Raw genomic sequence first — 15,583 nt, 5'->3', positions numbered from 1 at the left:
TTTTTTCTCCTAACTGATTACAATAAACCTTCAAAATCTTCACGAACACTTGGTACTGTTAATCCAACAATAACCTGATATGATTTACCATTTACAGAACATCCATGAGCACCAATGGCTTTGAAATATGCATCACCTTTACATAATGTCTCATCCTTTACATTAACACGAAGTCTGGTTGCACAGTTTGTAACATCAACAATATTGTCTTTTCCTCCAAGACCTTCCAGAATCATTTCTGCAAATGTAGCTTTTCCACCTTTCTTTCCAGCCTGCTTCTCACGGAATTTTTCTTTAGAACCAAATTCGATTTCTTCATCATCTTCACGACCTGGTGTCTTAAAATCGAATTTTAAGATTAATGTTCTAAATACAATAAACCAGATTCCTGTAAATACTAAACCAATGCCAAGCATTAACAAATACTGTTTCCAGTGATTACCCATTAATGGAATCCAGTTTAGGGAAGCCATTTCAATCGCTCCACCTGCATGAATACCAACGATTCCTGCAAGATACATAGTTGTAGATAAGCATGCTGCTAATACTGCATGTACTACGAACAATGCTGGTGCCATAAACAGGAATGTAAACTCGATTGGTTCGGTAACCCCACAAAAGATTGCTGTTAAAGTGATTGGAATTAACAGACCCATAATTTTCTTTCTTTTCTCAGGTTTTGCTGTAGCATAAAATGCAAGAGCAATACCTGGACATCCGAAGATTTTTGAAAATCCTGTAGATGAAAATCCTGCTGCTGGTACGAGAGATCTCAAAGAAGCTGTGGAAGCTGCAATTTCTGGTAACTTCTTTGCCCAGTATGCATATAATCCACCGGGAACAACGACATTGTCATACCAGAATGGAGAATACAAAATATGGTGCAGTCCAAATGGAATCAGCAAACGCTCTAACAATACAAACACCCATACACCTGCTGCTCCGGCTCCGATGACAAATCCCTGAAACGCCTGCATTCCTAACTGGACTTTTGGCCATACAAGTGCTGCAATTACGGCTACTGGAATCATAACAAAGAATCCAATCATGAAAACAAATGTGGAACCACTGAAAATTCCAAGCCATTCTGGAAGTTCTGTATCAAAATATTTATTATGTAAGAAAATTACAATTCCGGAAATTGCCAAAGCTCCGATCATTCCCATATCCAATGTTTTAATATTGGCAATCATTGTTAATCCGCTGCTTCCTCCGACTTCGGCCGAAAAATCAACGCCAAATACTCCGCCCCACTGGGAAAGAATGGTACTTAAGAAATAGTGGAATGTTAAGTAAAGTACCAATGCTTCCATACAACACCTTGCATTCTGTTTTTTGGCCATTCCAATTGGCAGTCCTACAACAAACAGCAACGGCAATTGATTGAATACCGTCCATCCGCCCTGTAAAACAACATTCCAACATTTATACCACATGCTGGTCGGTGCTGCCAGGCTCCCCATAATTACTTCAGTCGTAAACAATGTTCCAATCCCGATCATAATACCCGCAAAAGCGAATAACAGAACTGGTGTAAACATCGCTCCACCGAACTTTTGAATTTTTTGCATCATAATTTTGTTCATCCTTTCTTTTTTATGTGCTTGTTTCCTTGTTAGCTGATATGGCTAATATAACAAAGCCTCAATCTTTGTTCAATATTTCTAATCTTTTTAGGAAATACAGCTTATATTACGTCACTTTGAACAAAACACGTGAAAATTCACACGATACAGAATATTTATGTTCTGTTGAAAAAGAATTGAAGCCTATTATCAAAGATAAAATAACAATCAACTATTCTTCTAATCGTTATTTTATTGAACTTAACAAGATTGGAGTCACAAAAGGCAATACTATGCTACAATTAGCAAAAATACCAGATGTGGCTCCAGAAGAAATTATAGCTGTTGGTGACAATTATAACGACTTGTCAATGCTTGAAAAAGCCGATTTAAGTATTACACCAAGCAACACTGTAAAAGATATCAAAGAACAATGTGATTATATTTGTAAAAACAATAATAACACCGGTGTTATAACAGAAGTTATGGAGAATTTTTTTGATCAGAATCATTGTCTTAAAGAAAAGGATGATTGATCTTATCCTCTTCTGTAATTGGACGAAGTGAACGACATGGATTTCCAACAGCAATTACATTGTCAGGAATATCATTTGTCACAACACTTTTTGCGCCAATTACACAGCCTTCTCCAATTGTCACTCCTGGCAAAATAGTAACATCTGCACCAATCCACACATTATTGCCTATCGTAATCGGCTTTGCCATTTCCATCCCCTGATTTCTTTCCTCTGCGATTAAAGGATGAATTGCAGTATACATTCCACAATTTGGACCAATAAAGCAATTCTTTCCTATCGTAATTTTAGCACCATCCATCAGATAAGCATTATGATTAATAAACGTTTTATCACCAATCAGACAATTATATCCATAATCTGTATAAAACGGGGAGAGAATTACAGTATCCTTTCCTCTGTTTGGTAAAAGTTTTTTCAATATTTCTTCTCTTTTTTCTTTATCCTTTGGACTAGTATGATTGAAGCAAAAATAAAGTTCTTCTGCATTGTCTCTTTCCTCTAATAATTCTTTGTCATAGTTTGCATCATACCAAAGTCCTTTTTCCATTTTTTCACGCTCTGTCATCGTATAACACTCCTTTCAAACTTACTTTTAGCATTGCTTATCATTCACAAGAATTCCTTCAAACTGCTTAACTCCAAACCTTTCAGTAAACAGCTCACATTTACACAGGAACATATAGTAAATATTTCTACCGCATCCCCACAAAGTCTCAAAGTTTCCCTGTCCTTTGGCAATGATCACATCTGCCTGATTTATCATATGCAATGCTTCCTGTGAAATTTCTTCCTCATAAGTTCCTGCAATATCAGATCCATTTCCTATAACTTTTACAATATCTGTCATTCCGATTTGCTTCGCATCTTCCATGGTTGCATCATTTAACACTTCCTGACCTCTTACAATTACCGTAATATCAAGATCCGGATACTCCTTTTTCAACTGTTTTATCAATAGCTTGTCCAACACAACTTCACCACAGTTATCTGTCAGATATACCAGTTTTCCTCCCCGTTTCAGATCTTCCCTTAAGGCTTGATACTCTTCCTGGCTGACTGCATTTTTTCCCGCCTGTTCCAAAAGTTCCATCAGTTTTTCATTATCTACATTGGACAAAGCTCCAAAATCAATGTAATTTCCAGTCATTGCATATTTCAGTGCCTGCTTCAGCGGATCTTCAGAATTTTCTATTTTCTGACTGATTTCATATTCCATATCCAGCATCATCTGGTTGTATCGGTGTTTAATCGGTTTATAATCAACCTTCTCTCCAAACATTCTCTTTTGCAGTTCAAAAATACGTCCCGAAATCACGGGCCCTCCTTCTGACGGTCCTGCCTGTGCAATAATCTTTAAAACTTCCTGCATATATTGAACCTTTTGATTCTCAGCTATATTATTATCAAAATTTTCCATCTGTTTCTTCACCAAACAACGAATGCACTGAGAATTTAATCTAACTTTCTCCATAATAAGCTCCTTCTCTTAATTTTCTGCTTCTATTATATTAAATTCTCAATAAAATCTCCAATCCAGATTTGCTTTAATCATATTAATTAAAAAAGACAAAACAATTCATGATCCATCCGGTCATAATAATATACATTATCCGACAAAAAATTATTTTCTGATACAACGGTCTGATTGGAAATCTGTATGATTTTCAACAATTCCTCCTGTACATACTGTCCCCGGTCGAATAGTATCATAGCTTCATGAATACTGATTGGAAGTAAAAATAAATTCCATCCATACCGGTCTGCCAGATTTTTAAGAATATCTTCATACAAAATAACTCCTGCTCCATACAGGCCTTGCTGATTCGATAAGATTAATGCCGGTTCTTCATTTTTTTTATGGCGATGAAACATTTCATTTATGGATTCTATTTTCTCCGGAAACATTTCCGGTGTATTCTTTTTGGCACATCTCCACAAATCCTCTTCATCCATTTTCCATTCTTCTGTCATTTTACAATCGATAAGTACTGAGTTTATCTGTCCGACTTTTTTCTGTACAAAGCGAAAAACTATTGCCAGATCTTCATAATGTATATGCGGAAGTTTTTCTAATATTTTCCTGTTTTTGTTATAATTTATCAAATGATATATGATATTTTTCTCAATACTTTTGGGACATTTATTCTGAAACAACCCCTGATTCTTTTGCATATTATCATACAACTCCTACTGCTTTATTGCGTGTTATCTTCATACTCTATCTATCATACCATCACATGTTGCTTATAGCAACAAATAATGTAGCTGTAAGCTCGTGGCTATCTGTTGCTGTTAGTTATAGTATTTTCTTATGTTGAAAAGCTTGTTTTCTCATGGGAGGTATCAAATGAAAACAGACGTTAAAGCAACCGGACAAAGAATTAAAGAAATTCGAAAGCAACGTAATATGACCCAGGAGAAACTGGCTGAGATAGCTGAAATTACACCACATTATGTTTATGAAATTGAATCTGGTCTGAAATCCATGTCTATTCATATACTAGCATCTATTTCCAATGCCCTGAACGTATCAGCAGACTATTTATTATTTGGAGATACTCTTTTAGAAGCAGACTATCCATCTAAACATGATGCTTTATGGGAACTGACCAGACACCTGACTCTAGAACAACGTAACCAGATTGCTGAAATATTATCTGCAATAATTCCTCATTTAAAAGATAACACTTAAAAAGGAGCTGTTACAATATTTTAATTGTAATAGCTCCTTTTTTTATTCCTATTTTGTCTTTTTATTTAATTTAACCGGTCCAAAATAGATTCTCCTATTGTTCCTTCTGGCATCTTCACCTGGAAATTATCTGCTATCGTTGCTCCTATTATGGCAAAAGTGTCTGCTTCTCCAAGATTTCCACCACCTGTCATTGACGGTGAATAAGCAAGAAATGGTACCTTTTCCCTTGTATGATCTGTTCCTGTATGAGTCGGATCATTTCCATGATCTGCAGTGATAATCAGCAAATCATCTTCTTTTAATAATTGCAACAATTTCCCCAGTTTTTTATCAAATTTTTCAAGTTCCTGTGCATATCCATGAGGATTTCTACGGTGTCCCCACAGGGCATCAAAATCAACCAGATTGGTAAAACAAAGCCCTTCAAAATCCCTCCTGGCAATTTCTATAGTCTGTTCCATTCCATGAACTGAACTTTTAGATTTATTAGATTCTGTCAGCCCCTCTCCATCGAAAATATCATATATTTTCCCCACAGAAATCACCTGAAATCCAGCTTCTTTTAATGCATTTAAAACAGTTTTCCCGTAAGGCTTCAAAGCATAATCATGGCGGTTACTGGTTCGTTTAAATTCTCCCTTTTTCTTTCCAATGTATGGTCTTGCAATAACACGTCCCACCTTCCACTGGTCTTTTAAAGTCAGTTCTCTGGCTATCTCACAGCATCGGTACAGCTCCTCCAGTCCAAAAGTCTCTTCATTTCCACATATTTGTAATACTGAATCCGCCGAAGTATAAACAATCATATGCCCTGTGGCAATTTCTTCCTCCCCCAGTTCATCCAGAATTTCTGTTCCACTGGCACTTTTATTTCCGATGATTTTATGTCTGGTTCTCCTGGAAAGCTCCTCAATTAGTTCTTTTGGAAAGCCGGTTTCCGTAAATGTTTTAAATGGCTTTGTAATATGAAGGCCCATCATCTCCCAGTGTCCCGTCATAGTATCTTTTCCAACGCTTGCCTCATTAAGCAGCATATGATAGCCCATAGGATTTTCCACTGGTTTCACCTGTTTTAACTTATGCAAATTGGCTAAACCAAGTTTCTGAAGATTGGGGATTTCAAAGTTACCCACTGATTCAGATATATGCCCTAATGTGTCGGTTCCTTTATCACCATATTTCCCCGCATCTTCCATGGCTCCTGCTCCAAGAGAATCAATTACAATTGTAAAAATACGTTTATATTTTCTCATATTCTGCACCTTCTTTTTATAGTTACTTTTTTACCAGCTTCCGCCGCCTCCGCCGCCAAAGCCTCCTCCTGAAAATCCTCCAAAGGATCCTCCTGAGAAACCACCGCCCTCATCCTGTACTGGCGGTTCTGGTACTGACAAAGTTTCTGCTATGGTATTCTCCATACATCTGCTTAACATATAATAATGGAAATATGGTGTTTCAACATAAGAGTCATACCAGTCAGGTGCCGGAATCTTCAGATCTTCCAGTTTCTCTGCAAACACATCAGATAATCCAAAAACCATAGCATACGGTAAAATATGATAAAACATTTCCGGATGATCTTTTGCCAGGACTTTCATACGATCCAGTTCGGCAGTTTCAATAAAATCTCTTAATCCAGACAGATATCCCATCCACTGAATACACTGATCAGTTCTTTTTTTCATAAATGCTACAAGCACAACAGCTGTCACTGATACTGCTGCTATCACTGCATACAGCCATCTGTAATTAAACATATCTCCTTGAGCTGTTTTCCAGATGTAATAGGCTCCATATCCTAAAATACTGCCACCTGTTAAAATAACACTTATGGCAATTCGTACTTTTCTTGCAGATGCGGATATGGCATACCATTTATCCACCGTAATACATGAAATGACAGCACCTGCTAAAAACAGTAACCATAGGGCAATTTCCAGGAAAATCCCAAAACCTCCTATATAATTATAATAACCCATCATGAGAAGAAAGATTCCAAAAGGAATCGGGATTACAAGTAACATTACCATTCTTACTGCCTTTGATGCCTTTGTATAAATCTGATCTTTGTAATAATATTTCAGCTTATCTTTTGCATTATGTAAATGATCCGCAAATTTATATTGTAATGATGAGATTTTAACGGAATCTTTTCCATCAAACAACGCATCAAACAGATATGTCTGATATCCCGGTGCATCCTTCTTTAAATCTTTTAATTTATAAAGGGTAACCTTTCCCTTCTTCTTTTCCTCCACACGAAGATATCCATGATCTGCCCAATATATAATGAGAGAAATCAGATCTTCATTTTCAATTGTGCCATCAATAATATATCCAACTGCTGCACTATCTAACCCTTCCGGAGGCTGAAACTGAATAGAAGGAATAATTTTTTCATCTTTTCCGAACTTAAAATACAATCCCAAAGCCAAAACCAGAACTGCCAGGGTTGCCGCAAAGACAACTTTATCCATATGAGACTGATGGTATTGAGAAAAATATCCTTCCTCCATTTCCCCATAAACCGTAATTCCATTCCCCAGGTCCAGCTTTTTCTTTAAGGTTCCTGACAACTGATGATTTGTTTCATCTATCCAAAGATTTAAAATATTTTCTCCATTCTTTGATTCTCCGTAGGCTCCATAAGAAAATTTCAGCTGGCTTACATCCGTTTTTTTCGGAAATTGAATACTGAAGTGACTGCCTGCAGGAATTCTGTTTTGCCATCCTGTCGGGAAAATATTAAAATATATACTGTGGAAACTTTCATCTTCATAGCGAGGGGTAAAGCGATAAGTAAAACGGTAGGTTTTATTTTTCACATACGTATCCTCATCTCCAAATCTCAATACAATATTTCCATTTTCTGATGATTTTTCACAGGTAGTATTACTTTCCAGAACTTTTATATCTGCAAAATATAAAAGCTTTTTCTGTTTTTCATTTTTATCTGCCGTAATGATTTTCCCCTTATTGGGAATATAACGGTATATTCCATGTCGTGGATTTAAAAATTTAACCGCTATCTTTTCTGTTACTGTATAGCTTCCATCTTCGCTAATCACAACATCCACATCATATTTTTCTGTCTTCATATTGGAATCATAGGAAACATTTTCAGCTGCTTTAACTGAATCTGCTCTGCAAAAAATAATGCTTGCAACAGCCATTATAATAATGACTGCCCATGCTCTGATCTTTTTCATAATCCTACCTCATAGTCTTCTAGAAAGACACTTTAACATTTTCACGTTCTTCTGTATTTTCTACTTCGTATAAAGGTTTCCGTTTAAATCCAAATATACCTGCAATAATATTTCCAGGAAACATCTCTGTTTTTGTATTAAATTTATTAACAACTCCATTATAATATCTTCTGGAACCTGCAATTTCTTCCTCCAGCCTCTGAAGCTGATCCTGAAGCTGTAAAAAGTTCTGATTTGCTTTCAGATCCGGATAACTCTCGGCTACAGCAAACAAAGATTTTAAAGCACCATTTAATACATTTTCATTCTCAATACGCTCTTCTGCAGAAGATGCCCCCATAGCTGAGTTTCTTGCTGAAATAACCTTTTCTAAAGTTTCTGATTCATGCTTTGCGTACCCTTTTACAGTTTCCACATAATTAGGAATCAGATCATATCTTTTTTTCAAAGATACATCCATAGCTGAAAATGCTTCTTCTGTCTTATTTCTCAAACTGACAAAACCATTGTATGAACTTACAACATAAATCACCAATAATAATATCAGCACTCCAATAATAATTCCTGCAATCATTTTATTTCTCCCTTCAAAACAATTATTTTATATCCTTACATCCATTATAATATAATTCTGCTGTTTTTAATACATCTGCTTTCTCCTTTATCTACTCCTTTCTTTCAGATCCATAAGTATACTTTCTACCTGATAAACGGCATCATTCAGCTGTTTCTTTGCATTCTCGATCTTTGACTGGACAAAATAATCTGCCACAATTCCATCAAAGAAAAAATCTGCAAATTTTAAAAACCCTTCCACTTCTACATGAAGATCCATCGGAATTTCGACATCCTGCACTGTTTAATTCCTTCTGTGCAGCTTTTAAAGTTATCAGTACCTTCTCTCCAGCTTCCACAGCTTCTCTCATTTCACTTTTCATTACTTCCTCCATTGTAATACCTCACTTTCTCGGCAACTTTCGTGACGGATATCATTTGATTTATAAACAAAGCCGACAAGGTCTTTCCTGCGGAGCGTTTTTTATTACATAGGCAATTCAAAGGATTTTCCTATGTAATAAAAAAAGACCTTTATCATGACATTCGTCACAATAAAAGTCTTGCTATCTCATTTGATACGGATACCTTACAGTATCGGCTGACGATCTCAAACCCATCCATAAATGGATGTTCAGCTACTCCCTTTTGTTGCTTGATTTGAATATAGCACTGTCTTCCATCACTGTCAAGAGATATTTTTTGCTTAAATAACGGGGTCTATCGGAGGCTTCATCAGTTATAAGATTCCTTAACAATATTTATTAATATCTGGACTATTTCTTCCATCTCTTCCACAATAACATGTTCATATGGTCCATGCATTGCATATCCTCCTGTCCCAAGATTCGGACATGGTAATCCACGAAAAGAAAGCTGTGCTCCATCTGTTCCTCCTCTTACAGGATTAGAAACCGGCTGTAATCCTCTTTCACTGATGGCATTTCGGGCTTTTCCAATAACTTCAGGATGTTGTTTCATAATTTCTGCCATGTTTTTATATTGGTCTTTTAAAGTTAATGTTACGGTACCCTTTCCATATTTTTTATTTAAGACAGTTTCAATCTTCTTCATTTTATCTTTACGATTTTCAAAAATATGAGAATCATGATCACGGACAATATAGGTTAATTTTGCCCTTCCTACATCTCCCTCCATGGAGCACAGATGGAAAAAACCTTCTCTTCCCTCTGTATTAGCAGGAATCTCTTCTTCTGGAAGCATCCTGTTTATTTCCATTGCCACAAGAGATGCGTTTACCATCTTATCCTTGGCATCTCCCGGATGCACAGATATCCCTTTAATTTCATATATTCCACTGGCTGCATTGAATGTTTCATATTCAATTTCACCGGGACTGCTTCCATCCACAGTAAATGCATAATCTGCATCAAATTTATCCAGATCCAGCAATGCTGCTCCATGACCGATTTCTTCATCAGGAGTAAAACAAATGCTGATTTTTCCATGTGGAATCTGTTTCTCTATCAGTTCACTACACATGGTCATGATTTCGGCAATTCCCGCTTTGTCATCAGCACCCAGTACTGTATTTCCATCTGTTGTGATAATTGTCTTTCCCAAGGCATTTTTCAAATGAGGAAATTGTTCTGTATCCAGAAAACGTCCACTGGTTCCAAGAGAAATAGCATTCCCATTATAATCTTTTACAACCTGTGGTTTAATTTCCCTTATTCCAAAATCGCTCACAATATCCAGATGTGCAATAAACCCAATATGTTTACAGTTTTCGTAGCCTTTTGTGGCAGGTAAAAAGCCATACACATAACAGTTCTCGTCTACTAGCACATCTGATAATCCGATTTCATTCATTTCCTGTTCCAGCTCATGCGCCAGATTAAACTGTTCCTTTGTAGACGGAGTGACAGAACTGCCTTCAGAGCTTCCTGTATATATCGTTGCATAATTTAAAAAACGTTGCTTTATGTCCATAATAATTCCTTTTTATTATTTTATCACATTGTTCATTGAATACATATTTCTTTTATTATATTCCATAACCGACAGATTCTGCAACTTTAGTTTTCTATAACAATTTCTATAATAATACTGTCTGCCCTTCCTGATAGACATACTCCTGACGTTCCGCTTCCTTTCTCCATTTGGAAGCTTCCTCACTTACTTCTTCGATAGGTACTGCTTTAAATGGTTTTGTTTTCATGACAAATTTGACCCAGCAAAAAGCAAAGATGACTAGTAATGCAAAAATTATAAAAAATAGTTTGTATATCATCAAGCGGCTTTCCATATCTGAACTGATATTCCAGATCATATAGATTATCCCAATGATTCCGATAATCTGTGGAATATTTGCAAGTCGAAGTTTCTCATTTCTTGGTGCCTCCGGATATCTTTTTCTTAAAACCATAACATTTAAATGTGTCAGTGCATAAGATACCAACCAAAAACATGAAGCGGCAAGGATCATATTAGATAAGCCACTGGAATTTGCATATCCTGTAATCAAAATCATGGCAACAACTCCACACATCAGGCACATGCCGGCCAATGCAACCCCATGACGATTGGTTTTTGCAAAAATTTTCGGATACATTCCTTCTTCTGCCATGCCTTGCATAATCTTCGAAGTACTTGGAAGTATCGTATTCAATGTTGAAATTCCTGCCAGTACTGTTACCAGCCCCATCCAAATACTTCCTGCATGGCCTAAAAGATTTGTTGCGAAAATCATATGTGGCGTGTCACTTCCTGCCAGTTGGCTTAATTTTACATACTGGGTCATTCCAACTCCTAAAATGGACTGAAGGACAAGTGAACTACCCACCACTTATAGAAGTGGGGGCTTCATGAGAACAGCGCATGGCAATTAAGCCATACGTATTCTCATAGGCGTTGCCACGACGCCTCTACTGTATAGTGCATCTAAGCACACAACATTACTTTTACGAAGGATATTGAGTGCACCGTTTACGTCTGCATTGAATTCATAGCCCGTGGAAGTCCGATAGAGTCCTCTTTTCACTCTTTTTCCGCTGAATGTTGCAGGTGTTTGGCTATCTTCTTCGCCATAGACAGGCATAACATCCCTATCAAAAAAGGAAGCTTTGGATGTATAGCTTTCTTCACGCAGCATATAGTGGATGCCATAGAGGGCACAAAGATACTCCAATTTTTTGCGGATCTCACCAACTGGGATATTCACCAAGTTCTGATTGTTTCGATGTCCGATATTGGAATTCTTCTGCAGATCCTTATTGTAGCCGATGACTACATGACCAATCTGGTTATCGATGCAGTAATTGATGATATAGCGACAAGTCTTGTTGATATAGTCATTCACTGCATTGTTGCGTTTTCTGGCAAGGATAGCCTGGCGTTTGGTGCTTCCTTTGATGCCTTGCAGGTCTTTGATGCTCTGCAGCCTGGCGTTTTCCTTGTTGTACCACTGGTTGATGGATTTGATGTGTTTTCCGTCCACGATGAAAGAAGCACCTTCGTCAGTGACGCAGGTAGCTAAGTTATTGATTCCAAAATCAATGGCAAGTGCTTTGTTTGGATTGATCTGTATTTCGATAGGTTCAGCTTCATATGTATACTGAATTTCGAAAAACCTTGCATTGGCTTTTGGAATGATGCGGATCTCTTTGATCTTTTTATCCATCAGGATTGGTGGGATGGTGATAATGATTGGTTTATGGTTCTTTTTGAACGCATTGGAGTAAGGGAGGATGAATTGGTTCCCATTTAAGCGTACAAATCCCACTACCAGCGTCATGTATCCGTCTTTTGGCAGATAATGAGGCAGGGAAATATCCTGGAAGCTGTATTCTCCCTGTCTGGACAATTTTAAGAGTCCAAAGAAGGATTGAAAAGTTCCGTCTACTTCTTTGAGAATCTGTTGGCCCATGTTACTGTTTAACAGCTTATAGTTTTCGCTGTTTTTAAGGAGATGATAGTTTTTGGCGTAAGGAAGATATTCTTCCGTCTGGAAGAAATGCTGACGAACACTGTATAAGCCCTCGTTGTAGAGGTTTTTTGCAGCATGACAAAGTTCACGAAGGATGAGGTATTCTTCCTTCGTCAGACGTTTCAATTGCTGTTTTACACAAAGATAGTGTTTGTCCTTTTTCTTTCCTTTCATACTTACTCTTTCTCTCCTTGATCCTCGATGTACTGCAGAATGACATCCATGGTGACACCGCCTGTGGTCAACAAGCAGAAAGAACGGCTCCAGAACATTTCCTTCCAGAGTTTCTTCCGGATGGCCGGATATTCTTTCTTGATGAGACGGCTACTGGCAGACTTGTAGGCGTTGATGAATTTGGATAATTCGCTCTTTGGGTGTGCCTGGAACAATACATGGACATGATCAATGTCATGATTCCATTCTTCCACGGTAATGTGATAGTTACCGGCCACGTTTTCAAAGATTTCTCTCAGTCTGTCAGAGATAGTGTCATCCAGTACACGCCTGCGGTATTTGACTACCATCACCAGATGATAGTGCAATGCAAAGACTGAATGGTTATTTGTTTGTAATTCCATTGGTATCTAGCCCTTTCTACATTTAAGACTGATTTTATTATAAGGGGATTTTTTGAAAATTTCAACCAGATACTATACGTTTTTATTGCCGTACGAGGTATAATTGTATATAAGAATATAATTTAAGGAGGATATGATTTGTGAATATTTGGAAGAAAACAAATATGACAAATCAAGACCAGAAACGCCCAAGGAAAACGTTTTCGAATATATTTATTTCAAGGTTGAATGATTATCATTGAGACGAACTTGAAGAGTGCGTAATGGATAGGGTGGGATTGCGAGAATGAGTTTGAGTTGGCAAAAGCTTTTTATAAAATAGCCCAAAATGAAAGAGAGGAATACTATAGACTCGAAATCTGTTGATAATTTAATTGATTCAGCCAAAACCCAAGCGCCAGCAACACGAGCAATGCAGCGTGAAATGGTGCGATGTGGGATTGGACGAGAGTAGGCGTATGAGCCGGAAATTCCGGCTCTATTTTCTACTAGGGCACGGCTTCGGCAATTCATCTCACCACTTATCCCTCTACGGGCTTGAAGTGGGAGTATTCTTGCTAGATCGTTTGATAAAATCACTGGGACTTCGTTTTGCCATTGTTCGAAATTCTCTAATCATATGGGACTGATCATAGTATTTTTCATTACATATTTCCGTAAAATGAATTCCTTTCAAATGCTGCTGTTCTAAATACTGGACAGTATTCTGAAACCTCATCATATTCCTTACCATATTGCTCCATAAAGATATAAATCTGATTTTCAAACGATTCAGCCATACAGATCCGTTTTTCCAAATACGGATTTTTAATCATCTCCTGCAAAGGTGAAACTAATTCAATCAGATCTCCTAAACGAGCATCTACTACCAAAGGATTCATCCCCGGCAGAAAACGCAAACCAAAATATTCATATCCAGGATGGATTTCTACCGGATGTGGTGTCATCAGACTTCCATAAATCTCGGCCCCATATTTTCCACTTTTTTTATCACGAAAGAACATCAGATCCACACAGCCATCTGGAAAAGACGTGGGTATCTCATTTATATCTTCTTTAGCCTTAAAATAATAAAAATGTGATATACCATACTTTGCGATCACTTTTTTTTAATAGTGATCTGCCACCATGACCATATATGGCTGACGTGGTATTAATATATTTTGTTCTTTCATGAAAAGCTCCTAACTTAAGCCATTGTCGGCTCATGCCATAAATTCAATTCTATTCCTATATGTTTTTTCTTCGCATTTTGATATACACGTTTTCCCCATGCAACATCTTCTACCGGCATTCCTCCGACAGAATATAAGATAATTTCATCATCACTGGTTCTACCCGGCTTGTCTCCACTGATAATATCTCCTATATTGGTAATCTCGTCCGGACTCATTTTTCCCTCGTGGATCATATCTGTAAATTTGGAACCTATAATTGTAATATCGCCAAATGTCGGATATGGAAATTCTTCTGCCCAGGCATCATATAACGCCTGATTATCAACAATTTTTGTGCATCTGTTTGCAATAAAATCATCATCGAAATTTACAGTTGCAGGAAGGCAGAATAAACAACCTGGTTTAATCCATTCTTCTTTGATAAACACATAATCTTTTACCAGCACAGGACTGGATGTTGCAACACCAACAATATCACAGTCTCTAACTGCATCTTCGTTACTGTCTACCACCTGGATCGTTGTAAACTGTGGACATTTTTCATTTACAAATTCCAGAAAAGCATCTATCGTTTCTTTTCTTCTTCCCTTAATCTTTAGGGTATCTAATGTAGGACATGCAATTGCAAAAGCCTCAACCATCGCCTTACTTACGGTTCCAGGACCAATAATCCCTAAGACTTTCGCATCTTTTTTTGCCAGATAACGAACTCCTACTCCAGGAACAGCTCCGGTCCGATATGCACTTACCAGATTAGCAGACATCATGGCAACAGGTGCCCCGGTTTCCTTATCATTTAGCATCATAGTCAAAATTGATCTTGGTAATCCCACATTATGATTTTCAACATTAGATCCATACCACTTCATCCCTGCCATATCAAAGTCACCACCAAGATATGCCGGCATTGCCATAAATCTTCGATCCGGTCCGTTTTTTGGCATATTTGGAAAAACTGGATCATCTGGAAATGATACCATTGCTCCATGAGAATTATGATTGGATCCTGCCATCATATAATCCCCCTTTGCAAGTAACTGTAACACTTCTTCCATTGTGTCAATACAGCCTGCCATATCTGTGACCCCTGCTTTAATCATATCTGGCTCACTTAAATATAAAAAATCAATTTTCCTTTTATTATCCATAAATTATCCCTCCTGAATTTTTTATTGTATAAAGAATCTGACGGCATTTCTTATACAAAAAAAGAAGACAACAGCATCTGCTATCGCAGACACCATTGTCTTCCTGATATCTATTATTTTATTCTTTTTTTTACAAAATAATTGTAAAAAACGGACAATTATTATGA

At 37.2% G+C, this 15,583-nt stretch carries 16 protein-coding genes; 2 read left to right on the top strand and 14 right to left on the bottom strand.

Features of this window, described 5'->3' with window-relative positions; all coding sequences use genetic code 11:
- Positions 1-17 precede the first annotated feature (17 nt).
- Positions 18-1,574, bottom strand: coding sequence for an alpha-glucoside-specific PTS transporter subunit IIBC (locus BHF70_RS09265; protein ID WP_075759953.1), 1,557 nt, complete (start codon positions 1,572-1,574; stop codon positions 18-20).
- A gap of 50 nt (positions 1,575-1,624) precedes the next feature.
- Here BHF70_RS09265 and BHF70_RS09260 point away from each other — a divergent pair, with 50 nt between their 5' ends.
- Entirely contained in the window at positions 1,625-2,101 is a 477-nt protein-coding gene (locus BHF70_RS09260) for an HAD family hydrolase (RefSeq protein ID WP_143249385.1), read from the top strand.
- Here BHF70_RS09260 and BHF70_RS09255 read toward each other — a convergent pair.
- The 3 genes from BHF70_RS09255 to BHF70_RS09245 form a co-directional block, all read right to left on the bottom strand.
- Entirely contained in the window at positions 2,082-2,669 is a 588-nt protein-coding gene (locus tag BHF70_RS09255) for a sugar O-acetyltransferase (protein WP_075759951.1), read from the bottom strand. The genes BHF70_RS09260 and BHF70_RS09255 overlap by 20 nt on opposite strands.
- A gap of 27 nt (positions 2,670-2,696) precedes the next feature.
- Positions 2,697-3,575 carry a damage-control phosphatase ARMT1 family protein gene (locus tag BHF70_RS09250; protein ID WP_075759950.1) on the bottom strand — a complete coding sequence of 293 codons (879 nt, stop codon included), beginning with the start codon at positions 3,573-3,575 and terminating at the stop codon, positions 2,697-2,699.
- 86 nt (positions 3,576-3,661) lie between these two features.
- Positions 3,662-4,276 (bottom strand): DUF5688 family protein, encoded by a 615-nt coding sequence (locus BHF70_RS09245; RefSeq protein WP_075759949.1) that lies wholly within the window; start codon positions 4,274-4,276, stop codon positions 3,662-3,664.
- A 175-nt stretch (positions 4,277-4,451) separates the two neighbouring features.
- On the opposite strand from BHF70_RS09245, the gene BHF70_RS09240 reads away from it, so the two are divergent.
- Complete coding sequence (locus BHF70_RS09240; protein ID WP_075759948.1) at positions 4,452-4,796, top strand: helix-turn-helix domain-containing protein; 345 nt, start codon at positions 4,452-4,454, stop codon at positions 4,794-4,796.
- A gap of 65 nt (positions 4,797-4,861) precedes the next feature.
- On the opposite strand, the gene BHF70_RS09235 is transcribed toward BHF70_RS09240, so the two are convergent.
- From BHF70_RS09235 to BHF70_RS09190, 10 genes are all read right to left on the bottom strand, one after another.
- On the bottom strand, positions 4,862-6,052 hold the full coding sequence (locus BHF70_RS09235) for a phosphopentomutase (protein ID WP_075759947.1): 1,191 nt from the start codon (positions 6,050-6,052) through the stop codon (positions 4,862-4,864).
- A gap of 30 nt (positions 6,053-6,082) precedes the next feature.
- Positions 6,083-8,008 carry a DUF2207 domain-containing protein gene (locus BHF70_RS09230; protein WP_075759946.1) on the bottom strand — a complete coding sequence of 642 codons (1,926 nt, stop codon included), beginning with the start codon at positions 8,006-8,008 and terminating at the stop codon, positions 6,083-6,085.
- Between the two features lie 19 nt (positions 8,009-8,027).
- Positions 8,028-8,582: a LemA family protein gene (locus BHF70_RS09225; protein WP_075759945.1), complete on the bottom strand. Its 555-nt coding sequence runs from the start codon at positions 8,580-8,582 to the stop codon at positions 8,028-8,030.
- A gap of 87 nt (positions 8,583-8,669) precedes the next feature.
- On the bottom strand, positions 8,670-8,864 hold the full coding sequence (locus BHF70_RS09220) for a hypothetical protein (protein ID WP_075759944.1): 195 nt from the start codon (positions 8,862-8,864) through the stop codon (positions 8,670-8,672).
- 434 nt (positions 8,865-9,298) lie between these two features.
- Positions 9,299-10,516, bottom strand: a complete 1,218-nt coding sequence (gene pepT, locus BHF70_RS09215) for a peptidase T (RefSeq protein WP_075759943.1) — start codon at positions 10,514-10,516, stop codon at positions 9,299-9,301.
- A gap of 106 nt (positions 10,517-10,622) precedes the next feature.
- Positions 10,623-11,369: an APC family permease gene (locus BHF70_RS09210; RefSeq protein WP_278277200.1), complete on the bottom strand. Its 747-nt coding sequence runs from the start codon at positions 11,367-11,369 to the stop codon at positions 10,623-10,625.
- Positions 11,370-11,411: 42 nt separating this feature from the next.
- Positions 11,412-12,686 (bottom strand): RNA-guided endonuclease InsQ/TnpB family protein, encoded by a 1,275-nt coding sequence (locus BHF70_RS09205; RefSeq protein WP_075759941.1) that lies wholly within the window; start codon positions 12,684-12,686, stop codon positions 11,412-11,414.
- A 2-nt stretch (positions 12,687-12,688) separates the two neighbouring features.
- Positions 12,689-13,090 carry an IS200/IS605 family transposase gene (gene tnpA / locus BHF70_RS09200; protein ID WP_075759940.1) on the bottom strand — a complete coding sequence of 134 codons (402 nt, stop codon included), beginning with the start codon at positions 13,088-13,090 and terminating at the stop codon, positions 12,689-12,691.
- A gap of 644 nt (positions 13,091-13,734) precedes the next feature.
- Positions 13,735-14,193 carry a DUF6597 domain-containing transcriptional factor gene (locus BHF70_RS09195; RefSeq protein WP_075759939.1) on the bottom strand — a complete coding sequence of 153 codons (459 nt, stop codon included), beginning with the start codon at positions 14,191-14,193 and terminating at the stop codon, positions 13,735-13,737.
- 86 nt (positions 14,194-14,279) lie between these two features.
- Positions 14,280-15,416, bottom strand: a complete 1,137-nt coding sequence (locus BHF70_RS09190) for a tyramine oxidase subunit B (protein ID WP_075759938.1) — start codon at positions 15,414-15,416, stop codon at positions 14,280-14,282.
- Between the last annotated feature and the right edge of the window lie 167 nt (positions 15,417-15,583).

The sequence above is a fragment of the Anaerostipes sp. 494a genome (genome assembly GCF_001940315.1).
GTDB classification, from domain to species: Bacteria; Bacillota; Clostridia; order Lachnospirales; family Lachnospiraceae; genus Anaerostipes; species Anaerostipes faecalis.
Note: the sequence above shows the minus strand (reverse complement) of the source record. Positions and strands in the feature narration are given on the sequence as shown.

Coding starts and splice junctions, on each gene's coding strand:
- BHF70_RS09265 (WP_075759953.1), bottom strand. CDS start 1,574: ATGATGCAAAAAATTCAAAAGTTCGGTGGAGCGATGTTTACACCAGTT.
- BHF70_RS09260 (WP_143249385.1), top strand. CDS start 1,625: ATGGCTAATATAACAAAGCCTCAATCTTTGTTCAATATTTCTAATCTT.
- BHF70_RS09255 (WP_075759951.1), bottom strand. CDS start 2,669: ATGACAGAGCGTGAAAAAATGGAAAAAGGACTTTGGTATGATGCAAAC.
- BHF70_RS09250 (WP_075759950.1), bottom strand. CDS start 3,575: ATGGAGAAAGTTAGATTAAATTCTCAGTGCATTCGTTGTTTGGTGAAG.
- BHF70_RS09245 (WP_075759949.1), bottom strand. CDS start 4,276: ATGCAAAAGAATCAGGGGTTGTTTCAGAATAAATGTCCCAAAAGTATT.
- BHF70_RS09240 (WP_075759948.1), top strand. CDS start 4,452: ATGAAAACAGACGTTAAAGCAACCGGACAAAGAATTAAAGAAATTCGA.
- BHF70_RS09235 (WP_075759947.1), bottom strand. CDS start 6,052: ATGAGAAAATATAAACGTATTTTTACAATTGTAATTGATTCTCTTGGA.
- BHF70_RS09230 (WP_075759946.1), bottom strand. CDS start 8,008: ATGAAAAAGATCAGAGCATGGGCAGTCATTATTATAATGGCTGTTGCA.
- BHF70_RS09225 (WP_075759945.1), bottom strand. CDS start 8,582: ATGATTGCAGGAATTATTATTGGAGTGCTGATATTATTATTGGTGATT.
- pepT (WP_075759943.1), bottom strand. CDS start 10,516: ATGGACATAAAGCAACGTTTTTTAAATTATGCAACGATATATACAGGA.
- BHF70_RS09205 (WP_075759941.1), bottom strand. CDS start 12,686: ATGAAAGGAAAGAAAAAGGACAAACACTATCTTTGTGTAAAACAGCAA.
- tnpA (WP_075759940.1), bottom strand. CDS start 13,090: ATGGAATTACAAACAAATAACCATTCAGTCTTTGCATTGCACTATCAT.
- BHF70_RS09190 (WP_075759938.1), bottom strand. CDS start 15,416: ATGGATAATAAAAGGAAAATTGATTTTTTATATTTAAGTGAGCCAGAT.